This window comes from Candidatus Merdisoma sp. JLR.KK011 (genome assembly GCF_036941125.1).
GTDB lineage: Bacteria > Bacillota > Clostridia > Lachnospirales > Lachnospiraceae > Laedolimicola.
Window position 1 is genome coordinate 409,837 of record NZ_JAYWSZ010000003.1, and the last position, 22,068, is coordinate 431,904.

The following is a 22,068-nucleotide window of genomic DNA, read 5'->3' on the forward strand; positions in this document are numbered from 1 at the left end:
GTCAAGCAGCGCTTCGGAAGAGGAGAGACAAATTAATTGTCCTCCTCCGTACCGGCAGCCTTGCTGTAGACAGTGCGCTTTCTGGCCATGGCATCGCTCTCCAGGTATTCATCGTAGGTGGTGATCTTATCGATCATGGTGCCGCCCGGCAGCAGCTCGATGATGCGGTTTGCCGTGGTCTGGACGATCTGGTGGTCACGGGAGGAGAATAAAAGCACGCCCGGGAACTTGATCAGTCCGTTGTTGAGGGCAGTGATAGACTCCATGTCCAGATGGTCTGTAGGCTCGTCAAGGATGAGAATATTGGCCCCGGAGATCATCAGCTTGGACAGCATGCAGCGGACTTTCTCGCCTCCGGACAGCACACGGACCTTTTTCACGCCGTCCTCGCCGGCAAAGAGCATCCGGCCCAGGAAGCCGCGGACATAGGTGACGTCCTTGATCTCGGAGTACTGGGTCAGCCAGTCTACAATGATATCGTCGTTGTCGAATTCCTTTGTGTTATCCTTGGGGAAATAAGCCTGGCTTGTGGTTACGCCCCACTTGTAGCTTCCCTCATCCGGCTCCATCTCTCCGGCCAGAATCTGGAACAGGGTGGTTTTTGCAAATTCGTTGCTGCCCACAAAGGCAACCTTGTCATCATGGCCCAGGATAAAGGAAATGTTGTCCAGAACCTTCACGCCGTCGATTGTCTTGGAAATGCCTTCTACCGTGAGAACCTCGTTTCCAATCTCACGGTTAGGCCGAAAGTCGATGTAGGGATACTTCCGGCTGGAGGGCTTGATCTCATCCAGCTCGATCTTTTCCAGGGCCCGCTTTCTGGAGGTTGCCTGCTTGGATTTGGAAGCGTTTGCGCTGAAACGGGAGATAAATTCCTGCAGCTCCTTGATCTTCTCTTCCTTTTTCTTGTTGGCCTCCTTCATCTGGCGGATAAGAAGCTGGCTGGATTCGTACCAAAAGTCGTAGTTGCCGGCGTAGAGCTGAATCTTGCCGTAGTCGATGTCCGCCGTATGGGTACAGACCTTATTGAGGAAATAGCGGTCATGGGAAACCACGATTACAGTGTTGTTAAAGTTGATTAGGAATTCCTCCAGCCATGCGATGGCATCCAGATCCAGATGGTTGGTAGGCTCGTCCAGAAGCAGAATATCCGGGCTGCCGAAAAGAGCCTGCGCAAGAAGCACCTTAACCTTCTGTGCTCCGGGCATATCCTTCATCAGGGTATAATGATGTTCCGTATCAATGCCAAGGCCGTTCAGCAGGGATGCTGCGTCCGCTTCCGCCTCCCAGCCGTTCATATCGGCAAATTCCGCTTCCAGCTCGCTGGCGCGGATGCCGTCCTCGTCTGTGAAATCCTCCTTGGCATAGATGGCGTCTTTCTCCTTGGCAATCTCGTACAGACGGGCATTGCCCATGATGACGGTGTCCATAACAGGGAAATCGTCATACTGGAAGTGATCCTGCTTTAAGAAGGAGAGCCGCTGCCCCGGGGTGATGGCAATCTCACCGCTTGTAGATTCCAGTTCCCCCGTCAATATTTTCAAAAAGGTGGACTTGCCTGCGCCGTTGGCCCCGATGAGTCCGTAGCAGTTGCCCTCAGTGAATTTGATGTTTACATCCTCGAAAAGCGCTTTCTTTCCGATTCTGAGTGTTACATTTACTGCCTGTATCATGTTTAATCCTCTTGTTTCCTAGATTTTTATTTCCTGCTGCTTTTATTATTATACATAAAATATGGGAAATTTCAACGAAAATAATGCCGGATTTACGGCATTGTATAATTTGAGGGATTGTGTTATGATTTTTTGGAAAGAATGTGAATGAAAATGATCATTGATAGTAATATCCTTCAAAGTGTACAAATCGATTTACAGACGCATGTTTTTTGCGGCTGGAAATTGATTTCATACTCGTGCACTTTGAAGGATATTACGGAACTTCAAATAGGAAGGAGAGATAAGATGAAGACGGGAAAAAAGACACGTATTTTGGCGGTGGTTCTGCTTCTTGCGGCAGGACTTTTAGCAGGCTGTAAAGGAAGCACAGCCCAGAAGGAGCCGCCGGTGGAGGACATTTTAAAGGCAGTTCAGGAGGCTTACGGGGAGGATTACCTTCCGGATTCGGATCTGGATAAGGAAATGCTGTCCCAGGTGCTTGGAATCGATACTTCGCTGATGGAATCCGTTGCGGCCCAGATGCCTATGATTGGCGCGCATCCGGACCGGGTGGTGATTGCAAAGGCGGCAGAAGGCAAAGGGGACGCCCTGGAGGAAGAGCTTTTACGGGTGCGGACGGCTCTGGTGGAGGATCAGATGATTTACCCCATGAATATTGCCAAAACACAGGCGTGCCAGGTGGTGAGGAAGGGAGACTATGCAGCTCTATTTCTGGTGGGAGCCGTGGATATGAGGGAGGATGCTTCCGAGGAGGAGCAGCTTTCCTTTGCAAAGGAGGAAGTTCAGAAGGCAGTGGATGCTTTTGAGGGCTGCTTCTGACAATCCGCACAATTTGTCGAAAATGAAAAAATAAGTTTACCTTTTTTTGTAAATGTGTTAAACTGTGTATTGTGTTTTTGTTTGTTGCCATTCACAGCCCTGCAGACAGAGGCTGGGGTGGCAATTTACTTTTTATAATGCGGCGGATCTCAAGCCGGGTTCACGAAGTGAACTGCTGCGGAACTGCTGCGGAACTACAATCGGAGGGAAGTTATTAATGGTAGAAAAATTATTTAAGCTGAAGGAAAACAACACAACGGTAAAGACGGAGGTACTGGCCGGTGTTACCACATTTATGACCATGGCTTACATACTGGCGGTAAATCCCAGTATCTTAAGCGCCACAGGCATGGATCAGGGAGCGGTTTTTACAGCGACGGTTCTTGCTTCATTTTTAGGCACGGTATGTATGGCGCTTTTTGCCAACTACCCCTTTGCATTGGCTCCCGGCATGGGGCTCAATGCTTACTTTGCCTACACGGTTGTGCTGGGCATGGGTTATCCCTGGCAGGCGGCTCTGGCAGCCGTATTTGTAGAGGGCGTGATTTTTATTCTGCTTTCTTTGTTTAATGTCCGGGAAGCGATTTTTAATTCGATTCCGACAAATCTGAAAAAGGCAGTGTCTGTAGGCATCGGTTTCTTTATTGCATTTATCGGTCTGCAGAATGCAAAGATTGTAGTAGGGGGAGCAACCCTGGTAGAGCTGTTTTCCCTGGATGCCGTGGAGGGCGGCACCATGCGGGATGTGGGAATTACGGTGATCCTGGCGATTGTGGGCGTTCTCATCACTTCTGTTCTGGTCATCAGGCAGGTAAAAGGCAACATTCTCTGGGGGATTCTGATTACCTGGGTTCTTGGAATTCTCTGTCAGTTTGCGGGAATCTATGTCCCAAATCCAGAGATTGGCTTCTATGGACTGCTTCCGGATTTCTCCGGCGGGCTTTCCATTCCCAGTATTGCGCCGATTTTTGCAAAGCTTGATTTTGCATCCATTCCGCTGGGGGAATTTCTGGTGATTATATTTGCATTCCTGTTTGTGGATATGTTTGATACGCTTGGAACGCTCATCGGCGTGGCGTCCAAGGCGGACATGCTTGATAAGGACGGGAAGCTGCCGAATATCAAGGGCGCGCTGATGGCAGACGCAGTTGCAACGACGGCCGGCGCAGTGCTTGGCACTTCTACGACCACCACCTTTGTAGAGAGCGCTTCCGGGGTGTCGGAGGGAGGAAGAACCGGACTTACGGCTATGACTACGGCAGTCCTCTTTGCCTTGTCGTTGCTTCTGTCTCCTATTTTTCTTGCCATTCCGTCCTTTGCCACGGCTCCTGCGCTGATTGTGGTAGGCTTCTATATGGTAAATCAGGTGGGAACCATTGATTTTTCTGATTATGGAGAGGGAATCCCGGCGTTTATCTGTATTGCGGCAATGCCTTTCTTCTATAGTATTTCGGAAGGCATCTCCATGGGAGTTATCTCTTATGTGCTGTTGAATATGGTTTCCCAGAAGGCGAAGGATAAGAAGATCAGCGTGGTAATGTATATTCTGGCAGCGCTGTTTTTACTTAAGTATTTCTTTATTTAGGCCTGTGCTGCATGTCCAAGATCCATATAAAGGCGGACAGGTGTCCGTTTTGCACCTTGGATATAGAGTAAAAGACGATAAGGGAGGCTGTCCTGGCACGCCAGTGACGGAGCTCCCTTATTTTTTTGTAAATCCAGCGTAGATTTTTGAACCTTGTTTTTGGAGGAGAAACAGTTGTCAAATGCCGGCGGAACATGGTATACTTAACCTATTATTACTTGGTTTTTTTGTTTTATTGGAAGTCTTTTTGTACGTTAAGAGTAAAAAACGGGAAAACCATAGAGAAGGAGAGAGAGTATGAGTGACAACAATTTCAAACCGTTTATTCCGGCGGAGAAGAATCTGCCGGAGTTTACGGCGACATCCATCATTCTGGGCATCCTGCTGGCGGTGCTCTTTGGCGGAGCCAATGCCTATCTGGGGCTGCGGGTGGGAATGACCGTATCGGCTTCCATTCCGGCGGCCGTGATTTCCATGGGTGTGATCCGGGTGATTCTGCGGAGAGATTCCGTATTGGAGAATAATATGGTGCAGACCATCGGTTCTGCAGGCGAGTCTGTGGCGGCAGGCGCTATCTTTACCATGCCGGCGCTGTTTTTATGGGCATCGGAGTGGGGCACCCAGGCGCCTTCCCTGGTTGAGATTGCCATTATCGCAGGCATCGGCGGAGCCTTGGGCGTACTGTTTATGGTGCCTCTTCGGAAGGCCCTGATTGTTCAGGAGCATGGCGTGCTGCCTTATCCGGAGGGACAGGCATGCGCAGAGGTTCTTCTGGCAGGGGAAGAGGGCGGAGCAAAGGCCGGTATTGTATTTAAGGGCCTGGGCATTGCGGCTCTCTATAAGTTTGTTGCGGACGGCTTTAAGCTGTTTCCCAGCGAGGTTCATTATGAGATTCCGGCCTATGCCGGCGCCGGCGTCGGTGTGGACGTGCTTCCGGCCCTTCTGGGCGTGGGGTATATCTGCGGAACGAAGATTTCCTCCTATCTGTTTGCGGGCGGCATCACGGGCTGGTTTGTGCTGATGCCTCTGATTGTGCTTTTCGGCGGCGATTCCGTGCTGTTCCCGGTGGATATAACGGTTGCGGAGCTGTATGCCAGAGACGGTTCCTTTGGGATCTGGAGCAATTATATCAAGTATATCGGCGCGGGAGCCGTGGCAGCAGGCGGTGTGATCAGCCTGATTAAGTCCCTGCCTCTGATCATCAAGACCTTTCGGGAGGCCATGAAGGGCTACGGCAAGGGCGGCGCGGGCACGGGCGAGCGGACGGATAAGGATCTTTCCATGAAGGTGATTTTCATTGCCATTGCGGTTCTGGCGGTTCTGCTGTGGCTGATTCCTGTCGTTCCGGTGAATCTGTTCTGTGCGGTTCTGATTGTTATTTTCGGATTTTTCTTTGCTACGGTTTCCTCCCGTATGGTGGGACTGATTGGCAGCAGCAACAATCCGGTGTCCGGTATGGCCATAGCCACCCTTCTGGTGACTACGATGATTCTGAAGGCGACGGGACAGGTGGGACAGGCCGGTATGACGGCGGCCATAGCCATTGGATCGGTTATTTGTATCATTGCAGCCATTGCAGGCGATACCTCCCAGGATTTGAAGACTGGTTATATTGTAGGGGCTACGCCTTATAAGCAGCAGATCGGAGAGCTGATTGGCGTCGTGGCATCGTCAGTTGCTATCGGGGCGATTCTGTATCTGCTGGACGCTGCGTGGAGTTATGGAAGTACAGAGCTTCCCGCGCCCCAGGCGACTCTGATGAAGATGATTGTCGAAGGTGTTATGGGAGGCAATCTTCCCTGGAATCTCGTATTTGCAGGAGCCTTTATCGGGATTGTGGTGGAGGTTCTGGGGATTCCGGTGCTTCCCTTTGCGGTCGGACTTTATCTGCCCATCCATCTGAGCACGCCTATGATGCTTGGCGGCGCCGTGCGGTGGCTCTTTGAGAAGAAGGAAAATATGAGCGGGAAGGCGAAGAAGGATATGATTGAGAACGGCGTTCTCTACTGCTCCGGCCTCATTGCGGGCGAGGGGCTGGTCGGCATTCTTCTGGCCGTATTTGCCATTATTCCTATGGCTGACGGAAGCCTGGGGGATCTTCTTGGAGGACTGGTGTCTGAAACGCCGATTCACAGCAATTTGGGCGGCTTGATCTTCTTTGCGCTTCTGACGTCTACCATGTGGGTCGTTACGAAAAGAAAAGAGAAGTAAATGAGCAGAAAGCAGAAAAAGAATTATCTCGACTATGTTCCGGTGTGTGCGCCGGAACATAGCTGGGATGTGAATGAGAAGAATCTGGTGGTGCTCCATGTGGAGAACAAGGGCTTCTATAACCGGCTGGCCCAGAAGGTCTTTAAGAGGCCCAAGGTGAGCCATATCAGCCTGGACGAGTACGGAAGCTTTGTGTGGCGTCAGATGGACGGGAAGCGGACGATTTATGACATCAGCTTTCTGGTAAAGGAGCAGTATGGGGAGAAGGCGGAGCCTCTCCTGCCTAGGCTTACGAAGTATTTTCAGATTCTGTATCAGAATCATTTTATCGGGTATAGTGTGCCGCTTGAGAAAAAAGCGTAAGTGAAAAGCTTTACACCTTTAAGACGATCTATTATAATGAAGCCAGCAGCTATATTATAATTAAGACAGTGAAAGTCAGCGGGTATATGCCGGATTAAGAAATGATGCAAAGAAATATTAAGCTGTTTGTGAGAATAAAGTGATTATAAGGAAGGGCTGTTGCATGGATTAGGTGCGTCAGCCCTGTTTTGTTTTGACTGGCGCTGCCGGGAGGAGTTCGTTATACTGGAAAACAGGAAAGTGGGGAGTCGGGACTTATGAAACGGACAGTAGGAATCGGTTATCAGGATTTTGAAGAATTGATTACGAATGATAATTTTTATATCGACAAGACCATGTTTATTAAAGAATGGTGGGAGAACCAGGATATGGTGACGCTGATTACCCGGCCGCGCCGTTTTGGAAAAACCTTGAATCTAAGTATGGTAGAGCAGTTTTTTTCCGTACAATATGCAGATCGGGGGGAACTGTTTGAAAGATTTGCAATCTGGCAGGAGGAGAAGTATCGTCTGCTTCAGGGAACATATCCGGTAATCAGCCTTTCCTTTGCCAATATCAAGAATGCAAAATACCAGGTGATACGTAAGCGGATCTGCCAGATTTTAACGGGGCTTTATTCAGAGCACCGTTTTCTGATGGAGGGAGATCTGCTGGATGAGAAAGAGAAAAGCTTTTTTGAGTCTGTATCTGTAGATATGGATGATGCAACGGCAACGTATGCGCTTCACGAGCTGTCTTCTTATCTGTCCCGTTTTTATAAAAAGAAGGTACTTATTCTTCTGGATGAGTACGATACTCCTATGCAGGAAGCTTATGTATACGGGTATTGGGAGGAACTGGTTTCCTTTACACAGAATCTGTTCAATGCAACATTTAAAACGAATCCGTATCTGGGCCGGGCTATTATGACAGGGATCACGAGAGTCAGCAAGGAGTCCATCTTTTCTGATCTGAATAACTTGGAAGTAGTAACGGCAACTTCTGAAAAATATGCATCAGCTTTTGGCTTTACACAGGAGGAAGTATGGGATGCGCTGGAAAAGTTCGGGCTTTTGGAAGAGAGGGAAGAGGTAAAAAAATGGTATGACGGATTTACTTTTGGGAATCGAAAGGACATCTATAATCCCTGGTCCATTTTAAATTATCTTGATAAAAGAAAAGTTTCTACTTATTGGGCCCCCGAATACCATAGTATTCGGGTCGCAGGCAGTCGCCAAATGTCCACAAGTGGCCACTTGGCTCGTTGCCATTGCGAAAACACCAGCAGCAACAGCCTGGTGGGAAAATTAATACGCGAGGGCAGCAAAGAGGTAAAGGAAACCATGGAGGATCTGCTGAAAGGAAAGTCCCTCTGCATGGAACTGGATGAACAGATTGTATATAGCGATCTGGGAGAAAATGAAAGTGCGATCTGGAGCCTTTTTCTGGCCAGCGGCTATCTGAAGGCGGAACATCATACTTTTAGCGTAGAATATGGCCGGGAGGAGTATGAGCTGGTTCTGACGAACCGGGAAGTGTGGAGTATGTTTAACAGTCTGATAAGGAGATGGTTTCGGGATAAAGGATCTTACTACAGCGGCTTTTTGAAGGCATTGCTGCGTGGGGATCTGGAGGAAATGAATGACTATATGGCACGTGTGACAGAGGAAACCTTCAGCTCCTTTGATACAGGAAAAAAGCCTTCGGCGGAGCCGGAGCGGTTTTATCATGGGTTTGTGCTGGGACTGTTGGCAGAGCTTCGGGGGCGTTACACGCTGACTTCCAATCGAGAGAGCGGTTTTGGGCGGTATGATGTGATGCTGGAGCCTATGGATGAGATGGATGACGCGATTATCATAGAGTTTAAGGTATTCCGTCCGGGGAAGGAACAGACCCTGGAGGACACTGTAAAAGCAGCCCTTGCTCAGATTGAGAAAAAGAAATATGCTGCTGCTTTGGAGGCGAAGGGAATTGAACCGGCACGGATTCGGAAATATGGATTTGCTTTTGAGGGGAAGAGGGTCTTGATTGGAGAAAAAGATAGTTTAGAAAATACTCTGTATTGCAGACAGGAATAGTCCAGCTAAGAAATGTCAAGTATTTTCGAAAAATATTATCTGCTGGACGGCAAAGTCGAGGAGGCGCACGAGAGGAACTTTTATGAGAGTCCTTTCGAATAAAAGTTTCTCTCATTACAGGTGTGTCGAAGGGACTTTGCACTTTAGTGCTGTTGCACAGCGACTTAGAATAGGAGAACCGGAATGAAAGCATTTTTAAGGGGATTGCTCATGGGAACCATCGGCTCTGTTATCGTGCTGGGCCTGGCTCTTGGCGTCTGCTATTTCAGTGGGCTGCTGGATTTTGCCGGAGGGAAGAGGGAGGCTTTTTCTTCTTCGGTACAGCCGGCAGGCTTTGCTGCCATAGCCGGACAGGCAGGGCAGATGAGGGCGGAAGAAGGGGAGGAACAGGAAGAACAGAAGACGGATTTTCCGGAGGATGGAGAAGGGGAAGTGTCTCTTTATCCGGAAGAATCCGGGGAAGAGGGGATCCGCCTTTTGTTTGCCGGGGATCTCTATCTGACGGAGCTTCTGCAGGACAAATACCGGAGGAACGGAATCCAGGCTGCAGCCAGCCAGGAGCTTCTGACGCTTTTGCAGGAGGGGGATCTGTTTGTTCTCAATCAGGAATTTCCTTTCGGAACCACAGGGGAAGCTATGGAGGAGAAGGAGTATACCTTCCGGGTGCCGCCGGATCTGGTCAGCGTTCCGGTTGACCTTGGCGTGGATCTGGTGACCCTGGCCAATAACCATATGCTGGATTTTGGAAGAGGGCCTCTGACGGAGACGCTTGCCGCTCTTGACGGGGCCGGAATCGCCCATGTGGGAGCAGGGGAGGATCTGGAAGCGGCGAAGGCGCCGGCAGTCTTTGAGATACAGGGAAAGACTTTTGGGTTTTTGGGGGCCAGCCGCGTGATTCCGGAAGCCTCCTGGAATGCATCCAGATACAGCTCAGGTGTATTTACCACCTATGACGCTGCGCAGCTAGTCGAAGAGATCCGCAAGGCAAAGGAGAGCTGCGACTTTGTGGCGGTGCTGGTTCACTGGGGAATTGAGCGCAATACGTTTCCGGAGGAGTATCAGAAGACCCTGGCCCGGCAGTACATTGACGCCGGGGCTGATGCGGTTATCGGCAGCCATCCCCATGTGCTTCAGGGGATTGAGTACTATCAGGGAAAGCCTATTTTCTACAGCCTTGGCAACTTTATTTTCAGCAACGGCGCTTATGAGAGTATCGTTGCGGAGCTGACCGTTACGGAAGGGGAGACAAGGGTGCGTGTAATTCCCTGCGCAAGCGAGGGGAATCAGATGGGGCTGCTGAGCAAAAAGCAGGATTACTTCCAGAGGCTTAAGGAGCTGTCGTTCGGCGTTCGGATTGAGGAGGACGGCAGGGTTCTGGAGGAGCAGACGCCGGCTGGCTCTTAGGCTCCCGGTTTAGATAATGGTAGCAGGATTCGGTAACCGACGATTTTTTTGTGACCTTGCGCACCCAGTTCATCAATGCGATTGCAAGGAACGAAAGGGTCTGGAGGAGAATGAATACAGCCATTGCCTGCCCCAGAAGGGAATCAGTGTAAAAATGCCGGTCGCTGTATATGGAAAAAGCGACAAAGAAGAGAACTGCGGTTCCGGCGCTGATTCCGATCAGCGTTGTAGTTAAGGGGAAGGTTCCTTTTATGCCTGTGATATCTTCTTTGCTTAAATCGCCTTCGTAAAACAGGTATGTAATTTTGTATTTGTCGTATAGATATAGATCTACGGCGGAAATATAATCCCTTTTTATATTTCCGTTAAATAAAAAGGCGACAATTGTCATGGAAAAAATCATAATAAATTCAATCAGGAAAAAACGCACATAGGGGACGTGCTCCTTTGAAACGATATCCGTATAAGTGAGCAGCAGCGAAATCAATACGGGTATAATTGCGACGATAATTTTAAACATGTTGCCGTAGGTATCTTTTAAGTTCTCGATGAGCTTGTCCCTTTGTTTTAATAACAGATCGATTTCCCGTTCGTTTTGTTCCAGTGCTTTTATTTTCCGTTCTTTTGCTTTCTGGCTTTTTACTTTCGAAGGCTTCATAAAACAGCTCCTTTTTATCGATGGGAGTTCAAATGGTATTCTTTATGTTTAGCTTACCACGGTTTGTTCTTTTCAACAACTGTACAGCTTAAAATAAAAAGGATTTTACAGCGGTTTGTGTGAAGCGCTGCCGTCAAGTGACAGAAATTTTGCGAAAAGAAGCAAGTTTACTTGACACAGTGCCAAAAAAAGTATAGAATTTAAATGTTGTATTTGTACAATGAAAACTAAATAAGGAGGTGCTCCTGTGCCGTTTATTACTACAATAATAGTTGCGCTAGTGTCTATTGTACTGACGGCCCTTGTTACGGTGTACGTGCGTAAGACCACCATAGAGAAAAAAGTGGGCAACGCAGAGGAAAAAGCAAGGGAAATCATAGATGACGCACTAAAGGTTGCAGAACGTTCCAAGCGTGAGGCTTTGCTGGAGGCGAAGGAAGAGTCGCTGAAGACAAAGAACGAGCTGGAAAAGGAAACCAAGGAACGCAGAGCGGAGCTTCAGCGGTATGAACGCCGGGTTTTATCCAAGGAAGAAGCATTGGATAAGAAGTCGGAAGCGTTAGAGCGGCGTGAACAAAGCTATGCGGCAAAGGAAGAGAAGCTGTCGAAGAAAGCAGCAGAGATCGATCAGCTTCATTCAAAAAGAGTACAGGAACTGGAAAGAATCTCTGGTCTGACCTCCGAACAAGCAAAAGATTATTTGTTAAAGACTGTTGAAGACGAAGTAAAGCATGAAACCGCTGTGCTGGTCAAGGAACTTGAGAGCAGAGCAAAGGAAGAGGCCGATAAAAAGGCGAAGGAATATGTCGTAACGGCGATTCAGAAGTGTGCCGCAGACCATGTGGCGGAGACAACCATATCCGTTGTCCAGCTTCCGAATGACGAGATGAAAGGAAGAATCATTGGCCGGGAGGGCCGGAATATCCGGACTCTGGAGACCATGACGGGTATTGATCTGATTATTGACGATACGCCGGAAGCCGTGATTCTGTCAGGCTTTGATCCGATCCGCCGTGAAGTGGCGAGGATTGCGCTGGAAAAGCTGATTGTGGACGGCCGGATTCATCCGGCCCGTATCGAGGAGATGGTAGAAAAAGCGCAGAAAGAAGTAGAAGTGATGATTCGTGAAGAAGGTGAATCAGCCGCCCTTGAGGTAGGGGTTCACGGCATTCATCCGGAGCTTATCAAGCTCCTTGGAAGAATGAAATTCCGTACCAGTTACGGCCAGAATGCTCTGAAGCATTCTATCGAGGTCGCCCATCTGGCAGGACTGCTGGCAGGGGAGATCGGCGTGGATGTGCGCATGGCCAAGAGAGCTGGACTTTTACATGACATTGGAAAATCTATCGACCACGAAGTAGAGGGTTCACATATTCAGATTGGCGCTGATTTGTGCAAGAAGTACAAGGAGTCAGCAATCGTCATCAATGCAGTAGAGTCACATCATGGGGATACGGAGCCGACTTCTCTGATTTCCTGTCTGGTACAGGCAGCCGATACCATTTCGGCGGCAAGGCCCGGGGCGAGAAGAGAGACACTGGAGACGTATACCAATCGGTTAAAACAGTTAGAGAACATCGCCAACGGATTTAAGGGCGTAGACAAGTCTTTTGCGATTCAGGCAGGCAGAGAGATTCGTATTATGGTAGTTCCAGAGCAGGTAGATGATGCCGCTATGGTATTGCTGGCAAGAGATATTTCCAAGCAGGTTGAGGCCGAGCTGGAATATCCGGGCCAGATTAAGGTAAATGTCATCCGGGAAAGCAGGGTGACGGACTACGCAAAGTAGGAAAATGAGAGAGGCTGTCGCAGAAAGTGTGGCAGCCTTTTTTGGCGGCGGAAACGGAAATGGAAATGTTAAGTGTTTTACCCTTTCGTGCTGTCGCGCAGCGACTTAGAATAGGAGAACGAAGATGGCAGAAATAGGATTTATTGGAATGGGGAATATGGGCTATGCGATTTTGAAAGGAGCCTTAAAGGTATTTCCGTCAGACAGCTTTGTCTTTACGGCAAAAACAGAGAAGACCATGCAAAGGGTATATGCGCAGACACGGGTGCCCTATGTGCTGTCCAACGCAGAGTGCGCCAATTCTTCCAAATACGTGGTGCTGGCAGTGAAGCCTCAGTATTACCCGTCAGTGCTCAAGCAGATCCGCTATGCGGTGACCCCGGATCATGTAGTCATTTCTCTGGCGCCCGGTATTACCATCAGTGCGTTAAAAGAGATCCTGGGCTCTGACCGGAGAATCATCCGGGCCATGCCCAACACGCCGGCTCTTATCGGGGAAGGCATGACGGGCTTAAGCTTCCGGGGAGAGGAATTTTCCCAGGAAGAGCTGGATCTGGTACATAAGCTTTTTGAGGCAGTGGGAATCTGTGCCGGCGTGGAAGAGCGCCAGATGAGCGCCGTGGTCTGTGCAAGCGGCAGTTCGCCGGCTTACGTGTACCAGTTTATTGAGTCCCTGGCAGACGGGGCGGTCAAATACGGAATGCCCAGGGAGCAGGCGTATCTTTTTGCGGCCCAGGCCGTGGCAGGCGCTGCAAAAATGGTTCTGGAGACAGAGGAACATCCGGCGGTTCTTAAGGATAAAGTATGTTCCCCGGGAGGAACTACCATAGCCGGCGTGGCCGCCCTGGAGGAATACGGCTTCCGTAATGCCGTGCTCAAGGCATGCGACGCCTGCTACGAAAAATCTGAGTCAATCAAGTAAGAAGAAGCCGAAAAGCGGATGGCAGCATAAGCGGGATTTCAAAGTATGCTGCCGGCGGCAGAGCGGCCAGGCAGGGAAAACAGAATTTGACGGCATGGAACGGGATAACCTCTCATACACTGAATAGTGTATGGGAGGTTTTTGTATGAAGGTGAAAGGTGTGGATCTGAAAGATATCACCATCCGGCCGCTGCCGTTTCAGCTGCCCGGCATGAAGTCTGTAAAGTCTGTGAAATACATGAGGCTTAAAAAGGCAGCGAAGCCTGCCTGGCCCCAGAGCCAGGGGACCTTAAGGAGCACAGGCGCAAAGAGTATAAAGGGAATCCGTATTCGCGAAAGGGATTTCTTTCTGACGCTGTTTTTGGCCGGATTTGTTCTGGGAGTCTTTTATATTACCGTGTTTGGAAAAGAGGCGGTGCACAATACTTCCCTCTTAAGTCCGTACTTTTTTTCAAAATACGAGCGTCTGGAATTTGCCCCGGAGGAGCTGTTTCTCTATACGCTGAAGGCCAGGCTTTCCGTCTTTTTCATTCTGTGGCTCACGGGCCTTACGGTGTTCGGCGCTCTGGCGGCCTGGGGATATGTGGTCTGGATTGGCTCGGCTCTTGGAATTACCATGACAACGGCAGCCATGAAAATGGGCTTTCCCGGGGTTGTGCTCTGCATCGCTGGGGGGCTGCCGCATTTTATTCTGTATGTCCCGGCCGGCTGCTGGCTTTTAAAAAGGGTTTGTGAAATGTCGGGGAACCAGGAGCGGAAGCTGCGCCAGTGGAACAATGGAAAAAAACGGCTTTTTTCCTATCTTTTTGTGGGTGTCCTGGGGATTGCGGTCTTTTTTGCAGGAGCATTTCTGGAAAGCTATGTGAATCCTTTCTTTCTGAAGCCCTTTTTGAAAAAAATCTGAAAAAATTTTTTACAAGATTTGGTGGTCTTTTGAAAACAGGAAAACCAGATGTTGTAGAAATGCCTAAAACCTTGATTTTCCAAGGGTTTTAGGCAAAAAATGACCATTGCTTTTCTGCTTTTTTCTTACTATAATGGTAAACATGACGGGTGTTTCAGTACTGTGATTGTATTAGTTCGAGGGCGGAAGTTTTATGGAACAAGAGATTAAAAGTTTTGTGTCTTATCTTCATGAGGTAAAAAAGACATCGCAGAATACGGAGCTTTCTTATCAGAGAGACTTGATGAAAATGATGCGTTTTCTAAAGACGCAGAAGGTGGAGAAGTTCAGGGACGTGACGGAGACGAATCTGAATTCTTATATTCTTGATTTGGAGAAAAAGGGGATGGCGGCGGCTACGGTGTCCCGGAACATTGCGTCCATGAAGGCGTTTTACCTCTATATGATGAGAAACGGCGAGGTGACGACAGATCCGGCAGAGAATCTGAAAGCGCCGAAGGTGGAGAAGAAGGCGCCGGACGTGCTGTCTGTGGAAGAGGTGGAGAAGCTTCTGGCGCAGCCGGGAGACCGGACGGCCAAGGGGCTTCGGGACAGGGCTATGCTGGAGCTTTTGTATGCAACGGGAATCCGGGTTACGGAGCTGATTTCTCTCCGGCTGGAGGATGTGAACTGGAAGCTTGATTATATTGTCTGCCAGGATCGGAGCCGGGAGCGGATCATTCCCTTTGGGGCTAAGGCGAGAAAGGCTCTGGATCGGTATATTGCGTCTGCCAGGACGGAGCTGATAGGCGATAAGGAGTGTGGGATGCTTTTTCCCAACTGTTCGGGGGAGAGTATGAGCCGTCAGGGCTTCTGGAAGCTTTTGAAGCATTATGCGAAGCAGGCGGGGATTCAGATGGAGATTACGCCTCACACCCTGCGGCATTCCTTTGCGGCCCATCTGGTGGATAATGGGGCAGATCTGCGTGTGGTTCAGGAGATGCTGGGGCATTCGGATATTTCTACCACGATGATGTATGCCGTGCGCACCCGGGAGGTTTATGCCAAGGCGCATCCGAGAGGGTAAGGCCGGCAGCAGGAAGGTCTGTTGATAAGGAAAATGGTCTGTGCGGATAGGAATGGTATCTGCACAGATTTTTTTTCGTGACTTTTTCGGGGGATTGTATTATGATAAGACCCGAGAGTACTGATAAGAGGAGTTGACGATTATGGGAATTACGTTTGTACAAGAGCTGCCAAGTCCGGAAAAGACAAGAGAGCTGCATCCGGTGCCTCCGCGGGCGGCTGCGATAAAGAAGAAACGGGATGAAGAGATACGCAAGGTATTTACAGGAGAGTCGGATAAGTTTCTGGTGATGATCGGGCCCTGCTCTGCAGATAACGAGGAGGCGGTCTGTGATTATGTGCGCCGTCTTGTGCCGGTTCAGGAGAAGATTCGGGATAAGGTGATTATTATTCCCCGTATTTATACGAATAAGCCCAGGACTACCGGGGAGGGGTATAAGGGGATTATGACCCAGCCGGATCCGGAGAAGAAGCCGGATCCCATGGCCGGAATTGTGGCCCTTCGAAGAATGCATATCCGGGCTATTGAGGAGACGGGGCTGACGGCGGCGGACGAGATGCTGTATCCGGAAAATCTCAGGTATGTGACGGACTTTTTGTCTTATATTGCCATTGGGGCGCGGTCGGTGGAGAATCAGCAGCACAGGCTGGTTTCCAGCGGGATTGACGTGCCGGTGGGGATGAAGAATCCTACCAGCGGCGGGTTCAGTGTGATGCTGAACTCGGTGTATGCGGCCCAGCAGAAGCATACGTTTATTTACAGGGACTGGGAAGTGAAGACGGAGGGAAATGAGCTGGCGCATGCGGTGCTTCGGGGAGCCGTGAATAAGAGAGGGGTGTCGCTGCCCAATTATCATTATGAGGATCTGCAGCTTTTGCTTGAGCTTTATCACGAGAGGGAGCTTCGGAATCCGGCTTGTATTGTAGATGCGAATCATAGTAATTCGAATAAGCAGTTTCGGGAGCAGATCCGGATTGTGAAGGAGGTGCTGCACAGCAGGGCTTGCTCGGGAGATATCCGGAGGCTGGTGAAGGGGGTTATGATTGAGAGTTACATTGAGGAGGGGTGTCAGGGGATTCATGATCATGTTTATGGGAAGTCGATTACAGATCCCTGCCTTGGATGGGAGGATTCAAAGCGGCTGCTTTATGAGATTGCGGAGCGGTGTTAGATGAGCGGGAGGTTGTGCTGAGAATGCCGCAAAATGTCCCGGGAGCTTTTCCATATCAGGTGTTCGGACGTTTCACGGACACCTTGATATTGGAAAAGCTCTCGGGACATTTTGCGGCATTCTCTTTTTATGTTGTTGGCGGGGTAACTTGAGGGGCGTAGATGGTTTTCTTTTGGGTTAGGCGGGGTTTCGTTCTTCTTTTAGGGCGTTTATGTTTAGGAAGGATACGAAGAGCTGGTTGGCCAGGATGCCCCAGAGATAGCCTTGGATTCCGAATCTGGGGACGAAGGTTAGGATGAAGAAGATTCGGATCATGACTCCGATGAGGTTGTTGATGAAGCCGGCGGCGGTTCTTCCCAGGCCGTTGAGGATGCTGTGGAGGGTGCTGTTGAGGTATAAAAAGGGGCAGATCCAGGCTAGGGTGATGATGAAGTCGCCGGCCATTTCGCTTTTGAAGAAGAAGGTACCCAGGGTTTTTCCGGTCAGGAGGAAAAACAGGGTGCAGGCGATGCCTAAGGGGAGGCAGAGGTTGATGGTTTTCTTGATGGTGCGGGCTATCTGTTTTTTGTTTCCGGCGGCCTGGGATTCGGATACGGCGGAGAGGAGCATGACGGATACGGCGTTTGTGAGGACGCTGGGGAACTGGATGAAGGCCATGGCCATGCCGGTGAGGGTTCCGTAGACGCTTAGGGCCCGTTCCGGGGCGAGGCCGTACTGCTGAAGGGTGAGGGGCAGAAGGATGGCTTCTGCGCTTCCTAAGAGGTTCATGCAGACGCGGTTGGCAGAGACGGGGGCGGCTTCCAGAAACATGCGTTTTGCATAGCGGCGTGCCGGAAAGCCTGTGGGTTTTACGGTGCGGTTATGCAGGCTTTCGGAGGATATGGCGAAGAGGGTGAAGAGCATGGAGGCGAATTCTCCCAGTACCAGGCCGATGACGGCGGCTGCCGGGGAGAGGGCTTTTCCTTCTTCTAGGGAAACCTGGTAGATGATGTACACGGCGGCTACCCGTACCAGCTGTTCAAAGAGCTGGGCACTGGCTGGGACGGCTGTTTTCTGAAGGCCGTAGTAATAGCCGCTGATGCAGGAGTGGCAGGCTCCGAAGGGGACGGTGACGGACATGATGCGCAGCAGGTCTGCGCAGCGTGCTTCGTGGAGCAGGTGTACGGCAAGGAAGCCGGCGTTTTTATAGACCAGGAATGAGGTGAGGAGGGACAGGCTTAGAGACATGGCAAGGCCTATCCACAGGATGGAACGGGCCTGTTCTTTTTTCCCTCTGGCCATTTCGCCGGATACGAAGCGTGATATGGCTATCTCTGCGCCTGCGGTGGTAAATGCATAACAGACGCCATAGATGGGAAATATCATCTGGTAAATGCCGATTCCTTCGGCACCGATGGTGCGGCTTAGGAATATTTTATAGAAGAAGCCGATAAAACGGCTGGCAAGGCCGGTGAGGGTGAGGATGAGGGTTCCGGCTATGAGTGGATGCTTTTTCTTTTTCATGGGGGATTCCTGTTTTTCGGGAGTTTATTTTAATATATTCCGGGGAGGTCCTTGACAGAACATTTGACAGGTGGTATTATCTATCTAAATCCGAGTAAAATACTCGGAATTGATACAGCAGAACAGGGATAAAAACAGTAATATTCCTTACAATGCACAAATCGATTTACAGGCACACGCTTTTGTGACTGGAAATTGATTTCATAGAGGTGTATTGTAAGGAATATTACGGAACTATTAAAACAGTAATATTCCTTACAATGCACAAATCGATTTACAGGCACACGTTTTTGTGACTGGAAATTGATTTTATAGAGGTGTATTGTAAGGAATATTACGGAACTATTAAAACAGTAATATTCCTTACAATGCACAAATCGATTTACAGGCACACGTTTTTGTGACTGGAAATTGATTTTATAGAGGTGTATTGTAAGGAATATTACGGAACTATTAATAAGAGGTGATTCTATGAAGCTGTCGACAAAGGGGCGGTATGGGCTGCGGGCGTTGATTGATCTGGCGGTATACAGTGAGAATGAGACGGTTTCCATTGCCAGCATTGCCTCCAGGCAGAATATTTCAGAAAGCTATCTGGAGCAGCTGATAGCAAAGCTTCGGAAGGCAGGTCTGGTAACCAGCGTCCGGGGAGCGGGAGGAGGCTACAAGCTGGCGAGGCCGGCTCAGGAGATCTCGGTGGGAGATGTTCTGAGGGCCCTGGAGGGGAATCTGGATCCGGTGGAATGTCCGGGGCTCAAGGAGGAAAGCTCCTGTGACGGGTCGGAGTTCTGTGTGACAAAGTATGTGTGGCAGCAGATCAATGACAGCATCAATCAGACGGTGGACAGGATTTCTCTTGACAGGCTGGTTGAGGAGAGCAGAAATGTAGGAAATAAGGGTGGGAGCGCCGTGAGCTCCTGCTGTACAAATTAATAGGAAGAGGTGTTACGTTTTGGAAAAATTGATTTATCTGGACAATGCGGCAACAACAAAGACAGCGCCGGAGGTAGTGGAGGCCATGCTTCCCTATTTTACCGAACATTTTGGCAATCCATCCAGTGTATACGGTCTGGCGGCAGAGAGCAAGAAGGCTGTGACGGAGGCAAGGGAGACCATCGCCGGGGCTTTGGGAGCGAAGGCAGAAGAGATTTACTTTACAGCCGGAGGCAGTGAGGCAGATAACTGGGCGCTGAAGGCAGCGGCGGAGAGTTACCGCAATAAGGGGAAGCATATTATTACCACGAAGATTGAGCACCATGCGGTTCTCCATACCTGTGAGTGGCTGGAGAAGAATGGGTTTGAGGTTACTTATCTGAATGTGGACGAGAACGGTGTGGTGAAGCTGGATGAACTTAAGAAGGCCATCCGGCCGGATACGATAATCATTTCGGTTATGTTTGCAAATAATGAGATCGGCACGTTGGAGCCCATCCGGGAGATCGGGGAGCTGGCCCATGAACAGGGAATTTTATTCCATACAGATGCGGTGCAGGCTTTTGGGCATATACCGATTGATGTGGATGCGTACCATATTGACATGTTAAGCGCCAGCGGCCACAAGCTGAACGGCCCCAAGGGAATCGGCTTTCTTTATATCCGCAAAGGCTTGAAGCTGCGTTCCTTTATCCATGGCGGCGCCCAGGAGCGCAAGCGCCGGGCAGGGACGGAAAACGTTCCCGGAATTGTAGGATTTGGAAAAGCTGTGGAACGGGCGATGGCAACGCTCAAGGAGCGGACTGACCGGGAGCGGAGGCTCCGGGACTATCTGATTGGCCGGGTGTTGAAGGAGATTCCCTATACACGTCTCAACGGCCACAGAACCGACCGCCTGCCAAACAATGCCAATTTCAGCTTTCAGTTTATAGAGGGGGAATCGCTGCTGATTATGCTGGATATGGAGGGGATCTGCGGCTCCTCCGGCTCAGCCTGCACTTCCGGCTCCCTGGATCCGTCCCATGTGCTCCTGGCCATCGGCCTGCCCCATGAGATTGCCCACGGTTCCCTGCGGCTCACCTTGAATGAGGAGATTACGGAGGCGGATCTGGACTTTGTGGTGGAGCAGCTAAAGAAGATTATTGACCGTCTAAGAAGCATGTCGCCTCTTTATGAGGACTTTATGCGGAAGGCAGAATAGAAATATAGGATATTACGGAACTGGAATAAAAACAGTAATATCCTTCACAATGCACAAATCAATTTACAGACACATGTTTTTGTGGCTGGAAATTGATTTCATACCCGTGTATTGTGAAGGATATTACGGAACTGGAATAGGAGGAACCTAAGAATGTACAGCGAAAAAGTAATGGATCATTTTCAGAATCCCCGGAATGTGGGAGAGATCGAGAACGCAAGCGGCGTAGGAACCGTTGGAAATGCAAAATGCGGCGATATTATGCGGATTTACCTGGACATTGACGATAAGAGAGTGATAAAAGACTGCAAGTTTAAAACCTTCGGCTGCGGCGCCGCCGTAGCCACCAGCAGCATGGCAACGGAGCTTGTAAAGGGAAAGACCGTAGAGGAAGCCTTAAAGGTAACTAACAAAGCAGTGATGGAAGCGCTGGACGGCCTGCCGCCGGTAAAGGTTCACTGTTCCCTTCTGGCAGAGGAGGCCATCCATGCAGCCCTCTGGGACTATGCAGAGAAGAACGGCATCAAAATTGAGGGCCTCACAAAGCCCAAGTCTGATATCCATGAGGACGAGGAAGAGGAAGAAGAGGTTTATTAAAAAGACAAAATGTTTCGGCAGCATCTGCAGGAATGAGGAAGTTCCGGCAGTTCAAAAAAGGTTGAGGAAAGAAAATCAGTGAGCAGAAAAGAAAAAGTAGTTGTGGGGATGTCCGGCGGCGTGGATTCTGCCGTGGCCGCCTGGCTTTTAAAGGAACAGGGTTACGAAGTCATCGGCGTTACCATGCAGATCTGGCAGGACGAGGAAGAAGAGGTTCTGGAAGAAAACGGAGGCTGCTGTGGTCTAAGCGCCGTGGAGGATGCCAGGCGCACGGCCCAGATATTGGAGATTCCCCATTACGTAATGAACTTCAAGGCGGATTTTAAAAGAGCTGTAATGGATTATTTTGTAGCAGAGTATCTGGCGGGCCGCACCCCCAATCCCTGCATTGCCTGCAACCGCTATGTAAAATGGGAGGCGCTTTTAAAAAGGAGTCTGGAAATCGGGGCGGATTACATTGCCACCGGCCATTATGCCAGGATAAAACAGCTGGAAAACGGACGTTTCTGCCTGTCCCGTTCTGTGACGGCGAAAAAGGATCAGACCTATGCCCTTTATAATCTGACCCAGGAACAGCTCTCTCATACCTTAATGCCGGTGGGCGATTATTCGAAAGAAGAGATCCGCAGCATGGCGGAAAAGATTGGCTTAAGTGTTGCGGACAAACCGGACAGCCAGGAGATCTGCTTTGTACCCGATCAAGACTATGCAGGGTTTATCGAGGGCGTTACAGGAAAACCCTCCCAGGAAGGCAGCTTTGTAAAGGCAGACGGCACAGTGCTGGGCCGCCATAAGGGAATCATTCATTACACCATCGGCCAGCGCAGGGGCTTAGGACTGCCCATGGGACGCCGTGTGGCAGTGACCGAGATCCGCCCCGAAACCAACGAAGTCGTGATTGGGGAGCAGGAGGACGTATGGACAGACATGCTTCTTGCGGACCGTCTAAACTGGATGTCAGTTCCGGATCTTACAGAAGATCGTAAGGCAGCGGCGAAAATCCGCTACAATCATGCCGGAACTCCCTGCACCATTTGGAAAACAGGGCCGGATCAGATAAAAGTTCAGTTCCATGAACCGGTGCGCGCTGTCACACCGGGACAGGCCGTGGTGTTTTATGACGGCGAAGATGTACTTGGGGGCGGAACCATTTTGTAGTCAAATACCCCACAGCTGTGGGGTATTTGACCCTTGCGGCATTCGCCAAAT

General features: G+C 50.0%; 18 protein-coding genes. 15 read left to right on the plus strand and 3 right to left on the minus strand.

Going from position 1 to position 22,068, the window contains the following annotated elements; translation table 11 throughout:
- Positions 1-32: 32 nt before the first annotated feature.
- The gene (locus VV089_RS02950) at positions 33-1,673 is read right to left on the minus strand and encodes an ABC-F family ATP-binding cassette domain-containing protein (RefSeq protein WP_172540735.1); all 1,641 of its coding nucleotides are present in this window, start codon (positions 1,671-1,673) and stop codon (positions 33-35) included.
- Positions 1,674-1,961: 288 nt separating this feature from the next.
- Between VV089_RS02950 and VV089_RS02955 the strand changes: the two genes are divergently transcribed.
- The 6 genes from VV089_RS02955 to VV089_RS02980 all read left to right on the plus strand — a co-directional run bounded on the left by VV089_RS02955 (position 1,962) and on the right by VV089_RS02980 (position 10,115).
- Complete coding sequence (locus VV089_RS02955) at positions 1,962-2,495, plus strand: DUF4358 domain-containing protein (protein ID WP_334334885.1); 534 nt, start codon at positions 1,962-1,964, stop codon at positions 2,493-2,495.
- Between the two features lie 217 nt (positions 2,496-2,712).
- Positions 2,713-4,080 carry an NCS2 family permease gene (locus VV089_RS02960; RefSeq protein WP_334334886.1) on the plus strand — a complete coding sequence of 456 codons (1,368 nt, stop codon included), beginning with the start codon at positions 2,713-2,715 and terminating at the stop codon, positions 4,078-4,080.
- Between the two features lie 297 nt (positions 4,081-4,377).
- Positions 4,378-6,291: an OPT family oligopeptide transporter gene (locus tag VV089_RS02965; protein ID WP_334334887.1), complete on the plus strand. Its 1,914-nt coding sequence runs from the start codon at positions 4,378-4,380 to the stop codon at positions 6,289-6,291.
- The gene (locus VV089_RS02970) at positions 6,292-6,654 is read left to right on the plus strand and encodes a PqqD family protein (RefSeq protein WP_172540739.1); all 363 of its coding nucleotides are present in this window, start codon (positions 6,292-6,294) and stop codon (positions 6,652-6,654) included. It begins immediately after the preceding gene.
- A 257-nt stretch (positions 6,655-6,911) separates the two neighbouring features.
- Positions 6,912-8,711 carry an AAA family ATPase gene (locus tag VV089_RS02975; protein WP_334334888.1) on the plus strand — a complete coding sequence of 600 codons (1,800 nt, stop codon included), beginning with the start codon at positions 6,912-6,914 and terminating at the stop codon, positions 8,709-8,711.
- A 183-nt stretch (positions 8,712-8,894) separates the two neighbouring features.
- Positions 8,895-10,115, plus strand: coding sequence for a CapA family protein (locus VV089_RS02980; protein ID WP_334334889.1), 1,221 nt, complete (start codon positions 8,895-8,897; stop codon positions 10,113-10,115).
- On the opposite strand, the gene VV089_RS02985 is transcribed toward VV089_RS02980, so the two are convergent.
- Positions 10,039-10,773, minus strand: coding sequence for a hypothetical protein (locus VV089_RS02985; protein WP_334334890.1), 735 nt, complete (start codon positions 10,771-10,773; stop codon positions 10,039-10,041). The two genes, VV089_RS02980 and VV089_RS02985, sit on opposite strands and share 77 nt — an antisense overlap.
- Before the next feature lie 286 nt (positions 10,774-11,059).
- Here VV089_RS02985 and rny point away from each other — a divergent pair, with 286 nt between their 5' ends.
- The 5 genes from rny (at position 11,060) to VV089_RS03010 (ending at position 16,625) form a co-directional block, all read left to right on the plus strand.
- Positions 11,060-12,562: a ribonuclease Y gene (gene rny, locus VV089_RS02990; RefSeq protein ID WP_442891535.1), complete on the plus strand. Its 1,503-nt coding sequence runs from the start codon at positions 11,060-11,062 to the stop codon at positions 12,560-12,562.
- 124 nt (positions 12,563-12,686) lie between these two features.
- Positions 12,687-13,484 carry a pyrroline-5-carboxylate reductase gene (gene proC / locus VV089_RS02995; RefSeq protein WP_172544336.1) on the plus strand — a complete coding sequence of 266 codons (798 nt, stop codon included), beginning with the start codon at positions 12,687-12,689 and terminating at the stop codon, positions 13,482-13,484.
- Between the two features lie 145 nt (positions 13,485-13,629).
- On the plus strand, positions 13,630-14,388 hold the full coding sequence (locus VV089_RS03000; RefSeq protein ID WP_172544335.1) for a stage II sporulation protein M: 759 nt from the start codon (positions 13,630-13,632) through the stop codon (positions 14,386-14,388).
- A gap of 193 nt (positions 14,389-14,581) precedes the next feature.
- Positions 14,582-15,454, plus strand: a complete 873-nt coding sequence (gene xerD / locus VV089_RS03005) for a site-specific tyrosine recombinase XerD (RefSeq protein ID WP_172544334.1) — start codon at positions 14,582-14,584, stop codon at positions 15,452-15,454.
- A gap of 142 nt (positions 15,455-15,596) precedes the next feature.
- A complete protein-coding gene (locus VV089_RS03010) occupies positions 15,597-16,625 on the plus strand; it encodes a 3-deoxy-7-phosphoheptulonate synthase (RefSeq protein WP_334334891.1) in 1,029 nt (342 codons plus the stop codon).
- Positions 16,626-16,802: 177 nt separating this feature from the next.
- Here the strand turns inward: VV089_RS03010 and VV089_RS03015 are convergent, their stop codons facing one another.
- A complete protein-coding gene (locus tag VV089_RS03015) occupies positions 16,803-18,128 on the minus strand; it encodes a putative polysaccharide biosynthesis protein (RefSeq protein WP_334334892.1) in 1,326 nt (441 codons plus the stop codon).
- Between the two features lie 471 nt (positions 18,129-18,599).
- On the opposite strand from VV089_RS03015, the gene VV089_RS03020 reads away from it, so the two are divergent.
- From VV089_RS03020 to mnmA, 4 genes are all read left to right on the plus strand, one after another.
- A complete protein-coding gene (locus VV089_RS03020) occupies positions 18,600-19,061 on the plus strand; it encodes an RrF2 family transcriptional regulator (RefSeq protein ID WP_172544331.1) in 462 nt (153 codons plus the stop codon).
- A gap of 19 nt (positions 19,062-19,080) precedes the next feature.
- Positions 19,081-20,262: a cysteine desulfurase NifS gene (nifS, locus tag VV089_RS03025; protein WP_334334893.1), complete on the plus strand. Its 1,182-nt coding sequence runs from the start codon at positions 19,081-19,083 to the stop codon at positions 20,260-20,262.
- Positions 20,263-20,415: 153 nt separating this feature from the next.
- Positions 20,416-20,859, plus strand: coding sequence for a Fe-S cluster assembly scaffold protein NifU (gene nifU / locus VV089_RS03030; protein ID WP_334334894.1), 444 nt, complete (start codon positions 20,416-20,418; stop codon positions 20,857-20,859).
- A 78-nt stretch (positions 20,860-20,937) separates the two neighbouring features.
- Positions 20,938-22,017 (plus strand): tRNA 2-thiouridine(34) synthase MnmA, encoded by a 1,080-nt coding sequence (gene mnmA / locus VV089_RS03035; RefSeq protein WP_334334895.1) that lies wholly within the window; start codon positions 20,938-20,940, stop codon positions 22,015-22,017.
- The last annotated feature ends 51 nt before the right edge of the window (positions 22,018-22,068 follow it).

Excerpts from the sequence above, each read along its gene's own strand:
- VV089_RS02970 (WP_172540739.1), top strand. The coding sequence starts at position 6,292 with ATGAGCAGAAAGCAGAAAAAGAATTATCTCGACTATGTTCCGGTGTGT.
- VV089_RS03010 (WP_334334891.1), top strand. The coding sequence starts at position 15,597 with ATGGGAATTACGTTTGTACAAGAGCTGCCAAGTCCGGAAAAGACAAGA.
- VV089_RS02950 (WP_172540735.1), bottom strand. The coding sequence starts at position 1,673 with ATGATACAGGCAGTAAATGTAACACTCAGAATCGGAAAGAAAGCGCTT.
- xerD (WP_172544334.1), top strand. The coding sequence starts at position 14,582 with ATGGAACAAGAGATTAAAAGTTTTGTGTCTTATCTTCATGAGGTAAAA.
- VV089_RS02985 (WP_334334890.1), bottom strand. The coding sequence starts at position 10,773 with ATGAAGCCTTCGAAAGTAAAAAGCCAGAAAGCAAAAGAACGGAAAATA.
- nifU (WP_334334894.1), top strand. The coding sequence starts at position 20,416 with ATGTACAGCGAAAAAGTAATGGATCATTTTCAGAATCCCCGGAATGTG.
- VV089_RS02975 (WP_334334888.1), top strand. The coding sequence starts at position 6,912 with ATGAAACGGACAGTAGGAATCGGTTATCAGGATTTTGAAGAATTGATT.
- VV089_RS02980 (WP_334334889.1), top strand. The coding sequence starts at position 8,895 with ATGAAAGCATTTTTAAGGGGATTGCTCATGGGAACCATCGGCTCTGTT.
- proC (WP_172544336.1), top strand. The coding sequence starts at position 12,687 with ATGGCAGAAATAGGATTTATTGGAATGGGGAATATGGGCTATGCGATT.
- VV089_RS02965 (WP_334334887.1), top strand. The coding sequence starts at position 4,378 with ATGAGTGACAACAATTTCAAACCGTTTATTCCGGCGGAGAAGAATCTG.
- VV089_RS03020 (WP_172544331.1), top strand. The coding sequence starts at position 18,600 with ATGAAGCTGTCGACAAAGGGGCGGTATGGGCTGCGGGCGTTGATTGAT.
- VV089_RS02960 (WP_334334886.1), top strand. The coding sequence starts at position 2,713 with ATGGTAGAAAAATTATTTAAGCTGAAGGAAAACAACACAACGGTAAAG.
- VV089_RS02955 (WP_334334885.1), top strand. The coding sequence starts at position 1,962 with ATGAAGACGGGAAAAAAGACACGTATTTTGGCGGTGGTTCTGCTTCTT.
- VV089_RS03015 (WP_334334892.1), bottom strand. The coding sequence starts at position 18,128 with ATGAAAAAGAAAAAGCATCCACTCATAGCCGGAACCCTCATCCTCACC.
- VV089_RS03000 (WP_172544335.1), top strand. The coding sequence starts at position 13,630 with ATGAAGGTGAAAGGTGTGGATCTGAAAGATATCACCATCCGGCCGCTG.